The sequence below is a fragment of the Pseudomonas sp. Root329 genome (assembly GCF_001424925.1).
Taxonomy (GTDB): Bacteria; Pseudomonadota; Gammaproteobacteria; order Pseudomonadales; family Pseudomonadaceae; genus Aquipseudomonas; species Aquipseudomonas arabinosi.
In genome coordinates this window covers 103,746-120,156 of sequence record NZ_LMCV01000005.1, presented here as the reverse complement: position 1 = coordinate 120,156, position 16,411 = coordinate 103,746, and the positions used below count along the sequence as shown (strand labels likewise).

The following is a 16,411-nucleotide window of genomic DNA, read 5'->3' as shown; positions in this document are numbered from 1 at the left end:
GAGACAGCCGACTGCCACCGATAATGCGCCGACTATTGCGTCCGTTGCTGGACCCGTACCGGCGTTATCGCCACGCCAAGGTAATCCACGCGGTACGTGTATCGCTGGGGTTGCTGGCAACGATCCTGCTGACCACCGGCATCCATCTGCCCCACGGTGAGTGGGCGTCGGTGACGATGCTGGTAGTGATCGGCGGTTTGCAGCACCACGGCAACATCGGCAAAAAAGCCGCCGAGCGCGCCATCGGCACCTTGATCGGTGCCGGCGTCGGCTTGCTGCTGGTGGCGCAACAGGCCTGGCTCGGGATGCCGTGGCTGACCTATTTCGCGATGGCCGTGGTTTGCGGGTTCTTCTCGTACCACGCCATCGGCAAGGGCGGTTACACCGCGTTGCTCTCGGCGATTACCGTGTTTATCGTCGCGGGGCATGGTGACAACCCGATCACCGACGGGTTGTGGCGTGGGGTGGACATCCTGATCGGCATCGCCCTGGCCCTGGCGTTTTCCTTCGCCTTGCCGCTCTACGCGGTTTATTCGTGGCGCTATAACCTGGCCGATGCCTTGCGCGACTGCGCGACGATCTACGGGCGCATCATCAATGGCCAATCGGTCACCGATGACGAACACCATAAACTCGTGGGCCGCTTGAACACGGTGATGGTGCAACTGCGTTCGTTGATGCCGTCGGTGTCCAAGGAAGTGCGGATCTCCATGACCGAACTCGATGCCATTCAGCGCCACTTGCGGATGTGCGTCAGCACCCTGGAAATCCTCGGCAACACCCGACCTGATGCCAGTGACCCGGACGCCATGGCCCATCTGCAATCGTCCTTGAAAGCCGAGCATCGGCTGATTCGGGTGCAACTGATCGGTATGGCTCGAGCGCTGAAATCCGGTGCGTCCCAGCGGCTTAGTCGCCCCGTCGAATTGCCATCGGATTCAAGCCTGACCGCGCCGGTTTACAATCCGCTGGACGGCTATCGGTTATTGGTCCGGCAATTAGCCGCCAACATCGGCGAGATGCGCCAGCGCCTGGCCAAGACAGCACCGCGCTGGAACATCTGACGTTTCTTTGCGGCTTACTGCGTTGTCACCGTCCGACGAAACTTCAGGCTCCAACCCTGTTGCATGCCGGCAGCGGCCAACAGAATCGCGGCAACACCGATCCATTGCAGTGGCTCCAGGCGATGGCCGAAGGCAAACCAGTCGACGAAAATCGCCGCAATCGGGTAGATGAAGGACAGCGCACCGGTCAGTGCCGTCGGCAGTTTTTGGATCGCGCCGTAGAGCAGCACATACATCACGCCAGTGTGGACAATGCCCAGCGTTACCAGACTGGCCCACGCGCTCGGCGCTTGCGGCAGCGCCGAAAAGTGCGCGAATGGGGCGAGTAACAGCACGCCGGTGGTGACCTGGACCAATGCGATCAGATGCGGCGGTGTACCGGTCAGGCGCTTGATGATCAACGCGGCAATCGCGTAAAGAAATGCCGCCCCCAGCGCCAGCGCGATGCCCATCAGGTAATCATTACCGCTCTCGCCCTGCCCGCCATGTGCGCTGACAATCGCCAGCATCCCGAGAAACGAAATGCCCAGCCAGAACAGTTTCTGCAGGGTGATTTTCTCATTGAGGAACAACGCGGCCAACCCCACCAGCATGAACGGCTGAACGTTATAGACCGCCGTACCAATGGATATCGAAGCGCGGGAGTAAGAAGCAAACAACAGCACCCAGTTGCCGACAATCGCCACGCCGCTGAGCACGGCCAGCAAGAACGTGGTGCGGGTCAGAATGCCGGGGCGCAGGAAGCCGAATGCCGCGCAGATCAGCAACAACGTGCCGGCGCCGAACACGCAACGCCAGAACACTACGTCCAGCACCGGTTGCCCGGACACCAGCACGAACCAGCCGATAGTCCCGGAAATCAACATGGCGGTGGTCATTTCGAATGACCCGTGACGTATTGTTTTGTCCATCATCAGACTCCTGTGTTTGAGCCCAAAGTATGCCAATCCGCCGGAGGGCTTCTCCAGAGCAAAAAGCAGGCTAAACTCGAAATCTGCCTTTTTTATCAAGGTGGTTTTGAATAATTGCCTAATTGAGGTTTCGCCATGACTGACGATATCGACCAAGTACTGATCACGGCGTTGATGGAAGACTCACGGCGCTCGCTCAAGGCCTTGGCGCAGATCAGCGGCCTGTCCTCGCCCAGCGTTGCCGAACGCTTGCGGCGCCTTGAGGAACGCGGCGTGCTCAAGGGCTATACCGTCGAGATTGATCCCAAGAGCTTCGGTTATCAACTCCAGGCCATCGTGCGTATTCGCCCACTGCCGGGCCAGTTGCAGGAAGTGGAGCGGCAGATTCAGGCCATCCCTGAATTCACCGAGTGCGACAAGGTCACCGGCGACGACTGTTTCATTGCCCGCCTGCATGTGCGTTCGATGGAACAACTGGACACCCTGCTCGACCGCCTGAATACCCATGCCGAAACCAACACTGCAATCGTCAAGAAAACTCCGGTCAAGCGCCGCTTGCCACCGATGGCGTGAATTTTTTCCAAATCGCAGGCAAAAAAAACCCGCTTTCGCGGGTTTTTTATTTCAAGCCTGGCGATTAATCATCGCGGCTCATGATGCCGAAGATCTGCAACAAGCTGATGAACAGGTTGTAGATCGATACATACAGGCTGATGGTCGCCATGATGTAGTTGCGCTCGCCGCCGTGAATGATGGCGCTGGTCTGGAACAGAATGCAGACCGAGGAGAACAGCACGAAACCTGCGCTGATCGCCAGTTGCAGACCGCTGATCTGGAAGAACAGGCTCGCCAGCGTCGCACCCAGCAGCACGAAGAAGCCTGCGGTGATGAAACCACCCAGGAAGCTCATGTCCTTGCGGGTAATCAGCACATAAGCCGACAGACCGCCGAACACCAGCGCAGTCATCGCGAAGGCCGAACTGACCACCTCGGCGCCGCCCTGCATACCCAGGTAACGGTTGAGGATCGGGCCGAGCAGGAAACCCATGAAACCGGTCAGGGCAAATGCCGACACCAGGCCCCAAGCCGAATCACGGAGTTTGTTGGTGAGGAAGAAAAGGCCATAGAAACCGATCAGCACCACGAAAACGTTCGGGTAGCCGACACGCATCTGCTGAGCGACAAACGCCATCACGCCGCTGAATGCGAGAGTGAGAGCGAGTAAGCCGTAAGTGTTGCGCAGGACGCGGCTAACCTCTAGCTGCTCAGCCTGCACGCTGTTATTAACTGCGTAATCCTGTTCGCGCATGGCGACACTCCTGTTGGTTTGAAACGTTCAGTCGCAAAGATCATAACAGACGCTCTGTAACAAGCTATGCAGAGAGTTTGACAGTGTGTTTCATTCAGGTATTATGGCGCCCGCAACGCAACGGAGGTGTGGCCGAGTGGTTTAAGGCAACGGTCACCGTCGACTGTAACAGGTCCATGAGTTCGAATCCCATCGCCTCCGCCATATTTGTACCGACAAAGCCCTGATTATTCAGGGCTTTGTCGTTTCTGGGGTTTGAAGAAATCAGCGCCGCTCGGCATGTGTTCCATAACTATTCTGGAAGCGTTCCAGAACTAACCAGCTTTTACCCTCCTCCGGCGTCCTGCCGATCGTTAAATATCCTTCATGTAACGCGATGCTACGCTGTCCTCAAAACCGAGGAATCGCGATGCCACATTCAGACCTGCTCCCTTCCCTGCTCTTTAAGATCAACGAAAACCAGCTCGCCCTGGAGGCTGCCATCCTGGAGCTTTCAAACTGGGTCGAGGCCCGCGGCTCGGCTGACGTCGCCGACAATGTTCGTGGCGCCCTGGACACCATCGACAAGAACGAGGAGTTCATCAAGCTTACGCTCGCTGTGCTGATGACTCCCGAGTGACAGCAATCGATCGCCACGCTAAGCCCCTAGCACCCCATGCTTGCAGGGGCGCTTAAAAGCTATACGGAACAGTCCTTTGGAACGGCGCCCACTGCAATCGATGCCGTACCGTGACTAACCGTGTTTTACGAATCCCCGCAAAAGTCCCTACAGACTTTCGAAGAGAAAGTCCCTGTCTCCCGGCGTCCTGCCGACCGTATACCACCCCAAACCTACATCTCGTCGCCTCACCCTCGCCCGATCACGCCCACCTCGATTACTGTATATACGAACAGTATTGATAAGGCATGACCGTGGACCCTCTCGACATCGAAGACACCAGCGACTGGCTGGGATGCCCGACCGAACTGGAAACCATCACCCACTACAAACAAATGCTGGAAAACGAAGTCCAGGAATTGAATCTACAACTGCGCAGCGCTCGGGAGAACATCTTCGGCCTGGTGCAAATGTACGACGAAGCCTCAGCGCAACGTGACGTAGCAATGAGCAATCTTCGGGAGCGATCCGGGCAGCTCGCAAAAGTCCGCAAGGAGCTGTACGACCTCGACATAGCAGCGAGAGGCTACAAGCGGGAAGCTGACCGGCTGCGCGGGTTACTGGATGGCCTGACCCCTGACTCAAAGACGATCATCTAAGCTCAGTATTCAGATTGAGGGTTTAGCCATGTGCGGACGACTTTCCCAGTACCGAGGCATTCACGACTTTGTGGCAGCGCTCAGTATTCCAAACGCACTGATCAACTATGCCGGGGACCAACCTTTCGAGCGCTATAACGCCGCTCCGACCACTCAGCTTGCCCTCTTTCACCAAGAAGGCCAGTTTCTGCGCGCTGACATGGTTCGCTGGGGCTGGCGCCCGCACTGGGCGAAAGACCGCGCCGCGCCGATCAATGCTCGAGTAGAGAAAGTAGCCCATGGCCCATTCTTCAAAGCGATCTGGCCGCACCGGGCGATCATTGCGATCGACAACTGGTTTGAGTGGGTTTATGAAGGCGGACCGAAGAAGCAGCCTTACCTCATTCGCCACCGTGACCGGACACCAATCCTGTGTGCCGCGATTGGTCAGTACCCCATCGCCGAGCATGAACCGAACGAGCATGACGGCTTCGTTATCATCACCGCAGACAGCGCGGGCGGAATGGTGGACATTCATGACCGCCGCCCGGTGGCACTGTCACCCGAACTCGCTCGCGAATGGCTGGACCCGGCCACGCCCAAGGAGCGCGCTGAGCAAATGGTATTGCTCCAAGGGGAGCCGACCGAGGCCTTCGAGTGGTTCAAGGTGGACCGCGCCATCGGCAATGTGCGAAATCAGGGACCCGATTTGATAAAGCCAATGGAGCCGGATGGGTTGTTCTAAATAGGTGCCAACGCTTTCAGCCGATCTTCGGTGGCGACATCGAAGATGACATAGAGCTGATCAATTGTTGAGTCATTCAGCGCTCCGGACGATTCTAGGCCCAGGACGAATCCTTCAGCTCGAGCGCCCGCCTTCGCCGCAACAATCATCGAATCAGCCCGCGCGATTTGAGCAAGAAGCTTATCGGCCTCGCGCTCAATCTTTTGGCTCAGCGATATACCTTCCATACGGCCATCCTGTCATTCAGAGAATGGGGGGGAAGGATAGCTGCATGCTCGCCTTAAGGAACACTCTTGAAGAAGACGTGGTTGCCGAGCTTCAGCGTCTGCTTGGCCTTCGCCGCCCAGTCCGGGGCCTTCGGCATAGTGGTCGCGTAGTAGTGGGTGGCGCCGCCAGTAGGATCTGGCAACTTGCCGGCCAGCACCTGGTCGGCGGCGATCTGCGCTTGGGCGAACTCGCGAAACGGAATCGGCTTCGCACCACTCAGGTAGGCATAGTTCGGGTCGTTCCTGTTCCAGCAGCTGAACTGATACTTCGCCTGACACACGCCGGCGTACCCCTCACCCCACCAATCCGACTTGCCGTCTTTGTGCAGATCCATCTCAACGCGGTTGCGAATGGTCCAGGCCACGGCGATCTGGCCGGCCAAGCTTTCGCCGCGAGCCTCACCCCACAGGGTGCGGGCAAGGATGTCGCGGTCTCTATCAGTTACAGGCATCACTTTTCTCCAGGCAAAAAAAATCCCGCTCAGTGGCGGGCCTACAGCTGCATATGGTTTAAACGGGCCGAACCGGGCGGCCGCCTGACTCAGGGAAGAGCTCGGCGGCTTCATTCCAGTTACTGACCTGGCCGCGATACTTCAGCCATTGCTTTCGCGTTCCGAGCAGCAAATCGGGCGGCGTCTCGTCGGCCTCGTCCTCCTCAATGGCGTCGAGCTGTCGCGCAACAATCAGCAGCTCCCCCGCGCGCCAGGCAGTTTCAATCATGGTGTCGAGCAGTAGGTTTTGACTGGCAAGCTCTTCATCGGTGAACTCTGGAAGGGTTACGCCACCGGACTCAACCCAGGCCAGGTATTCCGCGTAGTCGCGATTTTCTGGATCTTTAGGGATGTAAGCGCTATCCAACAAGCGAAGGATCACGTCGTCTGAATATTTGTACATTTCAAACCTCGGCCGAGAAGAATAAGTTGGGGGATGAACCGAAGTTCAGCATGGTGCCGTAGCCAAATGGAAAGGAAGTGGATATCGCCGCAGCAAGGAAGCAAGAGTCTCGCCCGAGCGCTGCAATTGGGAGGTTGTCCAAGTTGTAGGAGCCACCACCGGCAGCAGTGACGGTAAAAGAGGCTGGAGAACCCGCCAAGAATGCGGCAGTTGGATTCACCCGCATTGTACGAGGGAAGCGCAGCACCCCTACAGCCGTGTAGTTGCTGTAGGTAAAAGTCATCGAGCAGATAGGCTGTCCAGCAACGCTTGGAGACAGTGCATACCCGTAGTACTGGCACAGGAACAACTCAAGGTCGTAGTTGCGATCCTCGAAGGTCGTGGAGATTGTGCCGCGCTCAAACATCACATCTTCAGCAGTTCCGGCGGCAAACGTTACCGTGACGTTGTTTCCTGCTGGCAATGAGGCTGTTTGCCCACCATTGATGATCGCGACCCCGTTCACTTTGGCTGTGGCGGTACCAACCCACGACAAGCTGTAAACACCGCCGCGAATGTTTTCACCCAGAATGACCTGCTCGCCACCGCCAGCCGGAAAGGTCACTCGATTACCTGCGCCAACCGCGACAAATGTCAGAGACTGCCCCGCGGCGACTACTCGCCAACGATCCAGAGTGTACTGGCCAGCCGCGGCAGCCACGCCTGATGCATATTGCCGCTGGTTAATCTTGAACTTCGGATTCAGCAGCAGGTTCTTTCCGCCGCTGGCGCCAAGAGCGGCGCGCGCCCCGGCCGCTGTGGCCGCGCCCGTACCACCTTGCTCGATCGCAACCACCTTGCTCACGCCTACCAGGTCCGCCTTGCTGGCCTGAAGCTTGCCAAGTGCCTTGATAATCGTGTCGGTGGCAACGATTGCACCCGATGTCACCAGATCGATACCGGTCAACGGCACAGCCAGAACGCGGGGGGTAGTCAGGTATTTGTTGGTTGCCCCCTCTGGAAGTCCGTCCGCCGTAGAAAGATTGAGCGCCTGACGCACGCCTATCTGCGTTGGGTCATTGCCGAGAACAGCCAGTACGCCGCCGAACTGATTGACCAGCGCGCGCAGCGCATCGGCCGAATCTTTGACGTAGCCCTGCATCGGCGCCAGCGCATAGGTGCCGGTGGCATTGGTCGCGCCCTGGTAGTTCGGCGAGACCGACAGGGCCGAGTCGCTGGCAATGTTGGTAACTTCATACCATCCGCCGTCCGGGCCGCGGAAGGCATCACCGACCCGGCTGTTGGCAATGAATGCGGTACCCGTGCCGATCACGGCATTGGAATTTAGGGCGACAGAAACTGTTCCTGATTTGTACCAGGGCATGGAGTACATCCTTTAGAAAGTTTTAAACGCCGAGTTTGGCGAACACAGCGGGCAAGAAGAAAGCGAAGGGATTACCGCCGCCGACGGTTAATGCGTACAAATTCCCCCCAGAAAAATCCCACCAGCAATAAAGCTGCCTACTCAGCACTCCGTCATTCAACATATTCATTCCGAATGTGTTGAGTAGCATGTGCTCGCCAGCCGGGAAGTTGAAGTCAACCCGATAGTAGTTTCGCGGCACACCCTGAGTTGTGTAATCCGTTTTTATATAAGCCCAGTTTTGAAATGACCGAACGAAGCGGGCGTATGGCGTATCGGAATCGAATAACAGCTTTCCGCCTCCATCCCATAAACGCATCCCATATTGGGCGATTGGGCTAGCGGCGAAGCCACAGACAAAATATGTCCCATTTGGCTGCAACGTGTTGACGTCATAGGCTCTGACATAGAACCCCGTCCACGCCCCCGGCGATCCATTGACTCGCATTAAACATAGGCCGGCCACGCCAGCGTCCCCAGATGGTCGAACAAATACTAGCGGCGGTTCCTGGCTCATAATTACCGTAGGGAAATACGTGGTGGACCCTAAACCTGATTCTTCAGTGGGCTGGTACGTCCCTTTTGCGAGAACCACTAGCCTAGCGAACTCAGAGTCGATGGTCACAACGTTACTGTTGTTTGTGTATTCTAAGCCGTATGCCATTAAAAGAACCTTATTACAATTAGCCGCATAGTGACACCGGTCTTATTACTGTACTGCTCACGGCCACGGATATAGCTATATACACGCACCGCCCCCGCTATCACTTCCGTTTCGAGTTGTTTGTCGAGGGTCGTGTACGTCCCTATCGGGACAACGAACGCCGCGCCGTTCTCAGGGGTAAGCCCAGGAACAGCAATGGTCTGGAATGTGACGGCGTTGCTTCCGGTTACCACGCCGCTATAAACGACGCGCATGGTGAATGAGTTCTCATCAATCTGGAGCACCCCATCCCCGCCCCAGATACGCATTCCATAAGCCATTTTTCACCCCAAATAGCCGAGACGGACACGCAATACGTTATTGGCGTCGTAGACAGAGACGTTCAGCGAGTTGATCACCAGGCGCCCCTGACCGGGAACGATGCCGTTGATCTCCAAGGTTCCGTCCTTGTTGAGAATCCAGCCTTGCTGGCCGGCGATGTAGTTGGTCGAGCTGATGTAGCTGCCGATCTTGGCGTTGGTGATGGTGCCATCTGCGATAAACGCCGAGTTCATGAACACCTGGCCGCCCTGTACCGCAAACGGAACCGAAATGGCGCCGCCGGCGATGGTGTTGACGATGGCGAAGCGATCGGCGCTCACCAGAAACTGGCTTTGCAGGCCGGCGCCGGTGTTCTCGATGCCAAGGCCGATGCCGGCCGCGACGTACTGCCCCCCGGCGGTGATCTGCATCTTCACTGACCACATGGTCGAGAGCTTGCCGCTGGTGTCCGCGTAGGCGGTTGAAGTTTCCTGAATGGCAGCAGTGTTCTCGCCGACCTTCACATTGACCTGAGTGATCGCCGTAGCGGTTGCTTCCTTGTCCGTGGCCACGGTCTGGCGCAGGTCGATGACATTGGCTTCGTTCTCGCCGACTGCGGCGGTCAGAGTGGTGATCTTCTGCGCGCTGGCAAGATTCTCCGACGCCCTCACCTTCTCTTCCGTGGCGATCGCCGCGGTGCTGCTCCAACCCTTTAAAGCGTCAGCCAGATCACCCTCACCGCTGTCATCACGGAAAGATGCTCGCAGAGCCTGGAACGCTGTCGCCTGAGCAGTGACCACACCGTCGAGCTCGGTGATCTCCGTGGTATTGGTAGCCACTTGTTCGGCCAGGCCATTGGCTGTCTCGAGAAGGTCGCCTACATCAGCCCAGTACGTCAGGTTTGGCGGAGGCGTACTGACCGGCACGTTCTGCACGGCCTGATAGATGTGGCCGCCTTCGACGATCAACTGCCCCTTGGTGTAAAGCAGCTCAGGGTCGTAGCCCTTCAGTCCGTCCAGCGCATCGATCTGATCCTGAAGGCCCGGGATTTTGTTGATCTCGTCCAGCAGGTCTTGGCCAAGCTCTGTCTCACCGATCTGGCCGGCAATCATTTCCAGAATGGCAGCAGCATCAGAGCTGGACTGACCCTGCACACCCATGCCAATCGGGTACCACGGGCCGATGTTGCCGATCCGGTCCACCAGGCGGCCCCAGAAGTAGAGCGTCACCCCGGCGCGCAAGCCCAGCATCGAGAAATCGCTTTGCGGGTACGACAGGTCTGTCAGCTTGGTTGCGGCCTCAAGGATGGTCGTCGGGCCGTACCAGACTTCAGTCCGCTGGGTATCCTCGGCACCAGCCGGGAATCCCCACTTCAGATAGATGCCGAACAGCAACGGTGTGGCCGTCAGATAGCTGAGCGCCGGCGGTAGACCCTCCTTGCCCTTGAGGTAGGTCAGGATCGAGTTACGCCAGATCGACGAGATGTCGAAGGCGCTCACCGCACGGACACGAGCCACGTAGGCGCCGGCGTAAATGCCAACCACGTCGACACTGGTCATCCCGGTGCGCTGCAGCTTGATCCAGTTCCCGCTGTCCTTGCGCCACTCCACGTCGTAGCCGACTGCGCCAGCCACCGCCGGCCAGGTGATGGTCATGGTGGCGACAGCAATGCCCTGGGACACGACCGAGTTTGACGTGACGGTCACGCTGGCCGGCGCCGGAACGACGGTGATCGGAATCACGCTGATCGGCCGCTCTTCCAGTCGCGCGCCGGTGTCGATATGAGCGAACTTGCTCGGGTCGTACTGCAGCGCACTGATCTCGAAGTCTCCTTCGGTTGTGCGCTTGGTCCGCAACACGCGGTACAGCGGAATCGCCAGATCATCGGCGTCCAATGCCCATTGCAACTGTGGCAGCGGGGCCTCGCTGTAATTGGTGGTGACGGTCACCGCGCGGCCATTCACGCTCTGCACGGTGCGACCTTCGGCCCGCCCGCCTGGCAGGTTGATAATCAGGCGGTCGCCAGCCTTAGCTTGGGTGTCACGGTCCAGCGTCACGACACGGCCAGCGACGACAGAGATGCGACCGCCGACCTCACGACCAGCCAGCAGCGAATCCGCTATCGGGATGATGTGGCCAGGAAGCGGGATCACGCCCTCCATGCCTGTTTTGAACGAAACGGTGCGGTCCTGATTGTTGCTAAGGATCGCCCACTTGCCCCGACGTTGGGCTTCGGAAGCGCGCGTGCAACCGATGGCACTGAGCTCGGTCGGCTTGTCGCCCAGGCGACGTTGCAGATCCAGATCGGCGAATGGGATGACGTCGGTGTCGTAGTTGTTCACCGGGTTGTCGTAGCTGACCAGAGCTCGGGTGTAGCGGGTCTTCGCCGAGGCGCTGCCGTAGGAGAACTTCCCGTCAATGACGTTGGCCCGGGTGAAGACATAGTCGAAGTCCTGCGCGCGCGGCATATCCGCCTGCATCACCAGTTGACCCTGGGCCCAGTAGGTCATTCCGCGGTAAATACCGGCGATATCTCGCAGCAGCGACCAGGCATCGGCCTTGCCCTGCAGGTTCATGTCGCAGAGGAAACGCGGCTCTACCCCGCCGAGGCCATTCGGCACCAACTGGTCAGCGTATTGCGCAATCCGGTAGAGCTCCCATTTGTCGACCATGAACGACTTGATGCGCTTGCCTAGGCCGAAACGGTCCTCAGTGCAGATGCCGTACGTGATCCAGGCCGGGTTATTTGTCCAGGCCTGTTTCATGGAGCCGTCCCAAGTACCGGTGTAGGTCCGGGCGATTGGGTCGTAGTTGCTCGGCACCTGCCACTTGCGCGCACGGCACTTCACGGTGACGGCGGGAATGTTGGTGAACTGCTCGGCATCAAACTCGATGTAGAGCAGCGCGGTGTTCGGGTAGCGCAGCTTGGCGTCGATCACCTCGGTGTAACCGGCGATCAGCATGGTGTCGGCGATCTTGTTGCTGTTCTGGTTCGGTGTCAGGCGGCGGACGCGGATCTGCCAACCAGTGGTGGCGTCCGGCAGGTTGATGCGCGGCGAGCGCTCGTAACGCGTGGTGGTCTTGCCATCCACAGCGTCGACCAACGCCTGCTGATAGGATCCGCCGTCAGTGGCCACGTCAATGGCGTAGTCGATGCGGTAACCGCCGACGTTGCCTTCATCGTCTTGCTGCTGAAGCGCCGGCCAGGCCAGGCGCACGCGCACGGCAGACAGCTGGATGTTGCTGATTGAGCGCACCCAGGGTGCATCGCTGCGCAGTTCAACGTTCAGCGAGGTTTCGTTTTCTACCGATGGAATGCCAGGGATATAGGTCTGGTCGACCGAACCAGAGCGCCAGTCCCACTTCACATTGGGGAAGTTGTAATTACCGCTCGCATCCCGGATCGGGGTGTTGTCCAGATAGATGTCGTAATCGGTTGGGACTTCGTCGAACTCACCCTCGCCCACGGCGATCAGCAGCTTGGCCAGGTTGGTCGAGCGCAGGCTATCGCTGGCCTCGGACGGCGACTTCGGCTTGCTTTCCCCGCCCTTCGCGCCGTGGATATCCATCATCTGTGCTGCGCCCATGCTTTCCTCCAGGCGAAAAAAAACCGCCTCATGGGCGGCCTGCTTGCTACGTGCGGTTTACGCCTTGTCTTCGGCGAGGATCGATGCGGAAATGATCATGCCGCCCCACCGGCGATCACCGATGCAGATCGGCACCGGGTTGCCGCTGGCCGTGGTGTTCTTGGCGCTGCCGAAAGCGTAGGACGGTGAGTTCTCGGGGGATGCGCTTTGCTTGAGGCCTGAGGCCTGCGGGCTGAGCATCTGAATGACGCCGCCGGCAACCAAAGCAATACCAGCGGGAGCCAGCGATGGGAACCAGATACTCGCAACCAGCAGTACCGCCCCAAGGATGGTTTGAAGGATTCCACCGCGCTTACTGCCCTCAACGACAGGAACAACCCGAACTTCGCGAGTGCCGGACAAATCAAAACCGGACATCCCGACGTTCTTTCCGTTTCGGAAAATAGCAAAGCGCATCCCTAGACGATCAAGGCGCCTGATTTCTTCTTCAAAACCCTCGATCGTGTACTTCAGTGCCTTGAACAGCTCCCAAGATTTACCTGAGTCCAGCAGGCGACGGTGAATGCGGCCGAACTTCTTTGCAAGCGAACCGGACAATTTTATGGTGGTCATCGGCTGGTAATTGATAGCGATTGCGGCCATGTTTTCCTCGGGCATAAAAAAACCGCCCGGAGGCGGTCATTGGACACTTACAGTTAAAGACAGCTTTTCACTGCAGATTCGATTCCGCTTCTACCTGGCATGGCGGACCACGCCATTCGCTGGTGAAGCGTTACAGAGCTGCCACTTGAGGTCTTTTTGATTTCGAGTAGTTCATCGGCCATGTTGTTGCTAGCCACCCACAACCGATACCCAGTTTCAGTTTCGACCATAGACGAATCAGTGCGCTCTGATTGCCACTTAGGGAATACGCACAATGCGTATCGCTTCGGGTCCTTTGTTGTGGAGGTCTTGACGCTTGGGTCATTTTTTTCCAAGTCGCTCGGCGACACACACCCGACCAGCAACGCAACAGCCAGCGCTCCTACGAATAATTTCATGCAGATCACTCCTGTGGAAAGGCGGGCAATGTAGCACTGGCCCCCAGAAACGAAAAAGCCCAGCGGGTGGGCTGGGCTTTTTCTTACTCTTCTTCTCCAGAATCGTCTGTTCGCTCATCTGGATTAGGGCCAACTACATCGCGAGCAACCTGATCAGCTTCATCCCACAATTCATCAGGCACATCTTCATAGGGAACGCCGGGGACCACCTTATCGAGATGTTCCTTTGCGGCATCATCCCGAGCCTTTTCCCAGTCCGTACGGTCATCGTCATCTTCAAAATCGTACATTCAGAAACTCTCCAGTTTTCGTTTTTTCAGCAGTGGCAATCTAACACCACCGAAGCGTAACGCTAGCCTGTACGAATCCCCAGTAACGCCCGCCCGACTCAAAGTAGTAGCTTTCGGCTATCAATCGGCCGCTCATAGGGACAAGGACATGGCGAAGCGGGTTTCGAAGGCTGAGAAAGAGATGACTGGGTGGCTGTTCATGATCGCGCTCGTCATCGGAGTGCCGATCTATCTTTTCGACAAGATGAACAAAACCGTTGGTTGGCAGATCCCGGCCCTGGCTGTAGCCGGATTTTTGCTGCTCCTATTCCTTAATAAATGGTTAAAGAAGCGGGCACGTTTACGCTATCTGCGGGAAAAATATGAGGACGAAGTTATCGTCCAAAAAATACTCAAAAAGACGATCTGGATCGGTCAAACATCGGAACAGCTCGCCGACGCTCTCGGTCATCCAACCGCCACCGATCGCAAACTTCTGAAAACCAAGACTCGTGATATTTGGAAGTATCGCCATCAGGGTGCGAACCGATACGGGCTGCGCATTACTGTCGAGAACGACGAAGTAACAGGCTGGGATTCTAAATCCAGTTGAGGAGCCCGCCATTTTTAAGGATTTCCCAGTCCTTTGCCTGCAAGCCCAAGGACTGGGATTGCGCCAATTTCGGCGCTTTTATGACCTGGAGGTCAATGTGAGTAATGTTCAGAAAGTTTTCCCCTACCTGTTAATCACTCCGCATCAGGATGTCGGGATGTCGGCAGGGGCGCTTGCCGAGGGTGGTCTTTATCAAACCGACGACGGTCACCTGTACTCCTTCTTGAGCACAAAGAGCTTCGCAGATGTGCACGCAGAGCTGGCAAAGGTCGGCAAGGAGTACGTATTGGTTTTAGCTGAAAAATATGGCTATGCAAACGCGGGCGGCCAGCTTGCTCGCGTATTTGATCACATCAAATAGGTCGGGATCGACCTCCTGACCATCGCACCTTCCCGCCAACCACCTCTACTTTGGATCCTTCGGTCATGCGGTAGGGGCCGCTGAGCACATACTCGGCGCGCCCTTCCTGTACATCCACATCAACAGGGTCGCGCTCGGGCTGATTACTCAGCCCATTCCTCCAAGTGATGACCGGGTGGTATGGATCATTCTTTTGCATAAAGTCTCCCGCGCGGCCCTGCCGCATCATGTGGTTGTTTGTGCATCTTTGTGCCTGAGGATCAGGCGTGTTCGGTCCAGCCAAGGCCCACCGAAGACGATGATCTCCGATGGTCTGCCATACACATGGTGCAGTAGGAACGGACCGGGCCCGAAGGTGGCTGTATCCTCGCCAGGCAATGCCGGCTCGGCACCGAGAAATATCCCGGCATGATTCGGATAAACCGTCCGCCCTACTTCCATCACAACCATGTCGCCGCGCTGCGGCTGATCGACACGATAGAACCCGGCTGCCTCGTAGTTCGCCTCGTACAGACTGGTGTTGTCGGTGCTTTCCCACCAGCCATCAGCGCGCTTGAAGGCTTCAAATTCAAGCTCCCACTCGCGCTTGTACCAGTCGGCGCAGACCTGCCAGCAGTCCCAGGCGCCGTGCACGAACGGCCGCTTCAACAGCGGAACATCACCCGTCGGCATCACGGTGCGCAGGTCACCCTCGGGCCAACTGAGGATATGCCACGGCATTGCAGTCGCTTCGCACATGGCGAGATCACGCGGCGAAGGTCTGCTGGTAGCGTCCGGATGCGAATGAACGATGCCGATCACTTCGCCGATGTCTTCCGCCGCGGCGTACTCCTCCGGATCGATTCGAAACTCTTCGTTCGGCTCGGTCGAGGTATTCAGGCACGGGTAATACTGCTGTTTTCGCCCGATGGCCAGCAGCAGCCCGCAGCACTCTTTCGGGTACTCGGCGGCTGCATGAGCCTGGATCGCGCTCAAGATGTGCTTGCGCATGGTCAACTCCGAGCTATCAGGGAAACAGCAGGGAAGCCACCAAACGGCAGCTGGTTGCCCTCACCGAAGCGCGGGATGCACCCTCGGCCCAGCGTGGCATCACATTCATCCAGCTCAGGGTTATCAGTAACGACACCGTCCTTAGTGACGTATGGCCCGACGTAACCGCAGTTCGGCCCCCGGTAACCACCCGTGAGGCACCAGTGGCACAAGGTGGTCGCCTGCCGGCCAATGGATTCACCACCGACGTCGCCCGGGCTGGCCAGCTCCCAACTGACCGTCTCCCCGTCCTCGTTCGTTTTCTGGTCGATGTACCAGACCTCGATCGTCTCTTGGGTTGGATCAGCACCGGGATTGCCGGCCGGAAAATTCTGCGCGTCCAGGTACGTGCCCAGGGTGTGGCGCATGGTCAGCTTGAACTCGAGCAGATCGTCGAATGCCAAGCACAGCGCAGTGATGCGTCCGTTGACGTTGCCGACTGACAGCGTTGGCCGTACCGCGGTGCCGTCGCCATTAGCCTCAATGCCGTCGATCTGCATGGGCCAGGCGCCGTACTCGTTGCCCTGGAACCAGATCGGCTTCGCGGGCAGCTGGTCAGCATCCGCACCGGCGGCGATCAACTCCTCAGGCGTATGCGGGATGGCATGCCCATGGAAGCGCAGCACGTCCGCCCCGTAGTCAGAGCCGTCCAATTCAAAGAGCAGCACTTCGCTGCCAGGCTGAAGCACCTGGATGTCACTGATCAGCGGCATGGTTGCCC

At 57.9% G+C, this 16,411-nt stretch carries 21 protein-coding genes and 1 tRNA gene; 8 read left to right on the top strand and 14 right to left on the bottom strand.

Going from position 1 to position 16,411, the window contains the following annotated elements; all coding sequences use genetic code 11:
• Positions 1 to 23: 23 nt before the first annotated feature.
• On the top strand, positions 24 to 1,064 hold the full coding sequence (locus ASC74_RS08055) for an FUSC family protein (RefSeq protein WP_177338840.1): 1,041 nt from the start codon (positions 24 to 26) through the stop codon (positions 1,062 to 1,064).
• A gap of 14 nt (positions 1,065 to 1,078) precedes the next feature.
• Here ASC74_RS08055 and ASC74_RS08050 read toward each other — a convergent pair whose 3' ends face one another.
• Complete coding sequence (locus ASC74_RS08050) at positions 1,079 to 1,975, bottom strand: DMT family transporter (RefSeq protein ID WP_056740695.1); 897 nt, start codon at positions 1,973 to 1,975, stop codon at positions 1,079 to 1,081.
• A 135-nt stretch (positions 1,976 to 2,110) separates the two neighbouring features.
• Here ASC74_RS08050 and ASC74_RS08045 point away from each other — a divergent pair, with 135 nt between their 5' ends.
• Positions 2,111 to 2,548, top strand: a complete 438-nt coding sequence (locus tag ASC74_RS08045) for an Lrp/AsnC family transcriptional regulator (protein ID WP_056740694.1) — start codon at positions 2,111 to 2,113, stop codon at positions 2,546 to 2,548.
• Between the two features lie 64 nt (positions 2,549 to 2,612).
• Here the strand turns inward: ASC74_RS08045 and ASC74_RS08040 are convergent, their stop codons facing one another.
• Positions 2,613 to 3,284 carry a Bax inhibitor-1/YccA family protein gene (locus ASC74_RS08040; protein ID WP_046048530.1) on the bottom strand — a complete coding sequence of 224 codons (672 nt, stop codon included), beginning with the start codon at positions 3,282 to 3,284 and terminating at the stop codon, positions 2,613 to 2,615.
• 122 nt (positions 3,285 to 3,406) lie between these two features.
• Here ASC74_RS08040 and ASC74_RS08035 point away from each other — a divergent pair.
• The 4 genes from ASC74_RS08035 (at position 3,407) to ASC74_RS08020 (ending at position 5,265) form a co-directional block, all read left to right on the top strand.
• Positions 3,407 to 3,488: transfer RNA gene (locus ASC74_RS08035), tRNA-OTHER, on the top strand.
• A 205-nt stretch (positions 3,489 to 3,693) separates the two neighbouring features.
• The gene (locus ASC74_RS08030; RefSeq protein ID WP_056740692.1) at positions 3,694 to 3,903 is read left to right on the top strand and encodes a hypothetical protein; all 210 of its coding nucleotides are present in this window, start codon (positions 3,694 to 3,696) and stop codon (positions 3,901 to 3,903) included.
• A gap of 287 nt (positions 3,904 to 4,190) precedes the next feature.
• The gene (locus tag ASC74_RS31830; RefSeq protein WP_177338839.1) at positions 4,191 to 4,541 is read left to right on the top strand and encodes a hypothetical protein; all 351 of its coding nucleotides are present in this window, start codon (positions 4,191 to 4,193) and stop codon (positions 4,539 to 4,541) included.
• Positions 4,542 to 4,569: 28 nt separating this feature from the next.
• Positions 4,570 to 5,265, top strand: a complete 696-nt coding sequence (locus ASC74_RS08020; protein ID WP_056740691.1) for an SOS response-associated peptidase family protein — start codon at positions 4,570 to 4,572, stop codon at positions 5,263 to 5,265.
• On the opposite strand, the gene ASC74_RS08015 is transcribed toward ASC74_RS08020, so the two are convergent.
• The 10 genes from ASC74_RS08015 to ASC74_RS07970 all read right to left on the bottom strand — a co-directional run bounded on the left by ASC74_RS08015 (position 5,262) and on the right by ASC74_RS07970 (position 13,708).
• Positions 5,262 to 5,492 (bottom strand): hypothetical protein, encoded by a 231-nt coding sequence (locus ASC74_RS08015; RefSeq protein ID WP_056740689.1) that lies wholly within the window; start codon positions 5,490 to 5,492, stop codon positions 5,262 to 5,264. The genes ASC74_RS08020 and ASC74_RS08015 overlap by 4 nt on opposite strands.
• Positions 5,493 to 5,545: 53 nt before the next feature.
• On the bottom strand, positions 5,546 to 5,983 hold the full coding sequence (locus tag ASC74_RS08010; protein ID WP_056740687.1) for a cell wall hydrolase: 438 nt from the start codon (positions 5,981 to 5,983) through the stop codon (positions 5,546 to 5,548).
• Between the two features lie 58 nt (positions 5,984 to 6,041).
• Positions 6,042 to 6,425 carry a hypothetical protein gene (locus ASC74_RS08005; protein WP_056740685.1) on the bottom strand — a complete coding sequence of 128 codons (384 nt, stop codon included), beginning with the start codon at positions 6,423 to 6,425 and terminating at the stop codon, positions 6,042 to 6,044.
• Between the two features lies 1 nt (position 6,426).
• Positions 6,427 to 7,788, bottom strand: a complete 1,362-nt coding sequence (locus ASC74_RS32015; RefSeq protein ID WP_236713255.1) for a hypothetical protein — start codon at positions 7,786 to 7,788, stop codon at positions 6,427 to 6,429.
• 22 nt (positions 7,789 to 7,810) lie between these two features.
• Positions 7,811 to 8,491: a hypothetical protein gene (locus ASC74_RS07995; protein WP_056740683.1), complete on the bottom strand. Its 681-nt coding sequence runs from the start codon at positions 8,489 to 8,491 to the stop codon at positions 7,811 to 7,813.
• Positions 8,491 to 8,799 carry a hypothetical protein gene (locus ASC74_RS07990; RefSeq protein ID WP_056740681.1) on the bottom strand — a complete coding sequence of 103 codons (309 nt, stop codon included), beginning with the start codon at positions 8,797 to 8,799 and terminating at the stop codon, positions 8,491 to 8,493. The genes ASC74_RS07995 and ASC74_RS07990 overlap by 1 nt, the downstream gene beginning before the upstream one ends.
• A gap of 15 nt (positions 8,800 to 8,814) precedes the next feature.
• Positions 8,815 to 12,378 (bottom strand): host specificity protein J, encoded by a 3,564-nt coding sequence (locus tag ASC74_RS07985; RefSeq protein ID WP_056740679.1) that lies wholly within the window; start codon positions 12,376 to 12,378, stop codon positions 8,815 to 8,817.
• Positions 12,379 to 12,435: 57 nt separating this feature from the next.
• Complete coding sequence (locus ASC74_RS07980) at positions 12,436 to 13,020, bottom strand: tail assembly protein (protein ID WP_056740677.1); 585 nt, start codon at positions 13,018 to 13,020, stop codon at positions 12,436 to 12,438.
• A 53-nt stretch (positions 13,021 to 13,073) separates the two neighbouring features.
• Positions 13,074 to 13,418, bottom strand: a complete 345-nt coding sequence (locus ASC74_RS07975) for a hypothetical protein (RefSeq protein WP_056740675.1) — start codon at positions 13,416 to 13,418, stop codon at positions 13,074 to 13,076.
• An 83-nt stretch (positions 13,419 to 13,501) separates the two neighbouring features.
• The gene (locus ASC74_RS07970) at positions 13,502 to 13,708 is read right to left on the bottom strand and encodes a hypothetical protein (protein ID WP_056740673.1); all 207 of its coding nucleotides are present in this window, start codon (positions 13,706 to 13,708) and stop codon (positions 13,502 to 13,504) included.
• A 148-nt stretch (positions 13,709 to 13,856) separates the two neighbouring features.
• Between ASC74_RS07970 and ASC74_RS07965 the strand changes: the two genes are divergently transcribed.
• Both ASC74_RS07965 and ASC74_RS07960 read left to right on the top strand, forming a co-directional pair.
• Positions 13,857 to 14,300, top strand: a complete 444-nt coding sequence (locus ASC74_RS07965; protein ID WP_236713254.1) for a hypothetical protein — start codon at positions 13,857 to 13,859, stop codon at positions 14,298 to 14,300.
• Positions 14,301 to 14,397: 97 nt separating this feature from the next.
• Entirely contained in the window at positions 14,398 to 14,661 is a 264-nt protein-coding gene (locus tag ASC74_RS07960) for a hypothetical protein (RefSeq protein ID WP_156400803.1), read from the top strand.
• Positions 14,662 to 14,886: 225 nt separating this feature from the next.
• Here ASC74_RS07960 and ASC74_RS07955 read toward each other — a convergent pair whose 3' ends face one another.
• Both ASC74_RS07955 and ASC74_RS07950 read right to left on the bottom strand, forming a co-directional pair.
• The gene (locus tag ASC74_RS07955) at positions 14,887 to 15,651 is read right to left on the bottom strand and encodes a C40 family peptidase (RefSeq protein ID WP_056740670.1); all 765 of its coding nucleotides are present in this window, start codon (positions 15,649 to 15,651) and stop codon (positions 14,887 to 14,889) included.
• Positions 15,652 to 15,653: 2 nt separating this feature from the next.
• Positions 15,654 to 16,403: a phage minor tail protein L gene (locus ASC74_RS07950; RefSeq protein WP_056740668.1), complete on the bottom strand. Its 750-nt coding sequence runs from the start codon at positions 16,401 to 16,403 to the stop codon at positions 15,654 to 15,656.
• Between the last annotated feature and the right edge of the window lie 8 nt (positions 16,404 to 16,411).

Coding starts and splice junctions, on each gene's coding strand:
- ASC74_RS07955 (WP_056740670.1), bottom strand. CDS start 15,651: ATGCGCAAGCACATCTTGAGCGCGATCCAGGCTCATGCAGCCGCCGAG.
- ASC74_RS07980 (WP_056740677.1), bottom strand. CDS start 13,020: ATGGCCGCAATCGCTATCAATTACCAGCCGATGACCACCATAAAATTG.
- ASC74_RS08015 (WP_056740689.1), bottom strand. CDS start 5,492: ATGGAAGGTATATCGCTGAGCCAAAAGATTGAGCGCGAGGCCGATAAG.
- ASC74_RS31830 (WP_177338839.1), top strand. CDS start 4,191: ATGACCGTGGACCCTCTCGACATCGAAGACACCAGCGACTGGCTGGGA.
- ASC74_RS07990 (WP_056740681.1), bottom strand. CDS start 8,799: ATGCGTATCTGGGGCGGGGATGGGGTGCTCCAGATTGATGAGAACTCA.
- ASC74_RS08020 (WP_056740691.1), top strand. CDS start 4,570: ATGTGCGGACGACTTTCCCAGTACCGAGGCATTCACGACTTTGTGGCA.
- ASC74_RS32015 (WP_236713255.1), bottom strand. CDS start 7,788: ATGCCCTGGTACAAATCAGGAACAGTTTCTGTCGCCCTAAATTCCAAT.
- ASC74_RS08045 (WP_056740694.1), top strand. CDS start 2,111: ATGACTGACGATATCGACCAAGTACTGATCACGGCGTTGATGGAAGAC.
- ASC74_RS08055 (WP_177338840.1), top strand. CDS start 24: ATGCGCCGACTATTGCGTCCGTTGCTGGACCCGTACCGGCGTTATCGC.
- ASC74_RS08040 (WP_046048530.1), bottom strand. CDS start 3,284: ATGCGCGAACAGGATTACGCAGTTAATAACAGCGTGCAGGCTGAGCAG.
- ASC74_RS08010 (WP_056740687.1), bottom strand. CDS start 5,983: ATGCCTGTAACTGATAGAGACCGCGACATCCTTGCCCGCACCCTGTGG.
- ASC74_RS07970 (WP_056740673.1), bottom strand. CDS start 13,708: ATGTACGATTTTGAAGATGACGATGACCGTACGGACTGGGAAAAGGCT.
- ASC74_RS08030 (WP_056740692.1), top strand. CDS start 3,694: ATGCCACATTCAGACCTGCTCCCTTCCCTGCTCTTTAAGATCAACGAA.
- ASC74_RS08050 (WP_056740695.1), bottom strand. CDS start 1,975: ATGGACAAAACAATACGTCACGGGTCATTCGAAATGACCACCGCCATG.
- ASC74_RS07995 (WP_056740683.1), bottom strand. CDS start 8,491: ATGGCATACGGCTTAGAATACACAAACAACAGTAACGTTGTGACCATC.
- ASC74_RS07975 (WP_056740675.1), bottom strand. CDS start 13,418: ATGAAATTATTCGTAGGAGCGCTGGCTGTTGCGTTGCTGGTCGGGTGT.
- ASC74_RS07965 (WP_236713254.1), top strand. CDS start 13,857: ATGGCGAAGCGGGTTTCGAAGGCTGAGAAAGAGATGACTGGGTGGCTG.
- ASC74_RS08005 (WP_056740685.1), bottom strand. CDS start 6,425: ATGTACAAATATTCAGACGACGTGATCCTTCGCTTGTTGGATAGCGCT.
- ASC74_RS07950 (WP_056740668.1), bottom strand. CDS start 16,403: ATGCCGCTGATCAGTGACATCCAGGTGCTTCAGCCTGGCAGCGAAGTG.
- ASC74_RS07985 (WP_056740679.1), bottom strand. CDS start 12,378: ATGGGCGCAGCACAGATGATGGATATCCACGGCGCGAAGGGCGGGGAA.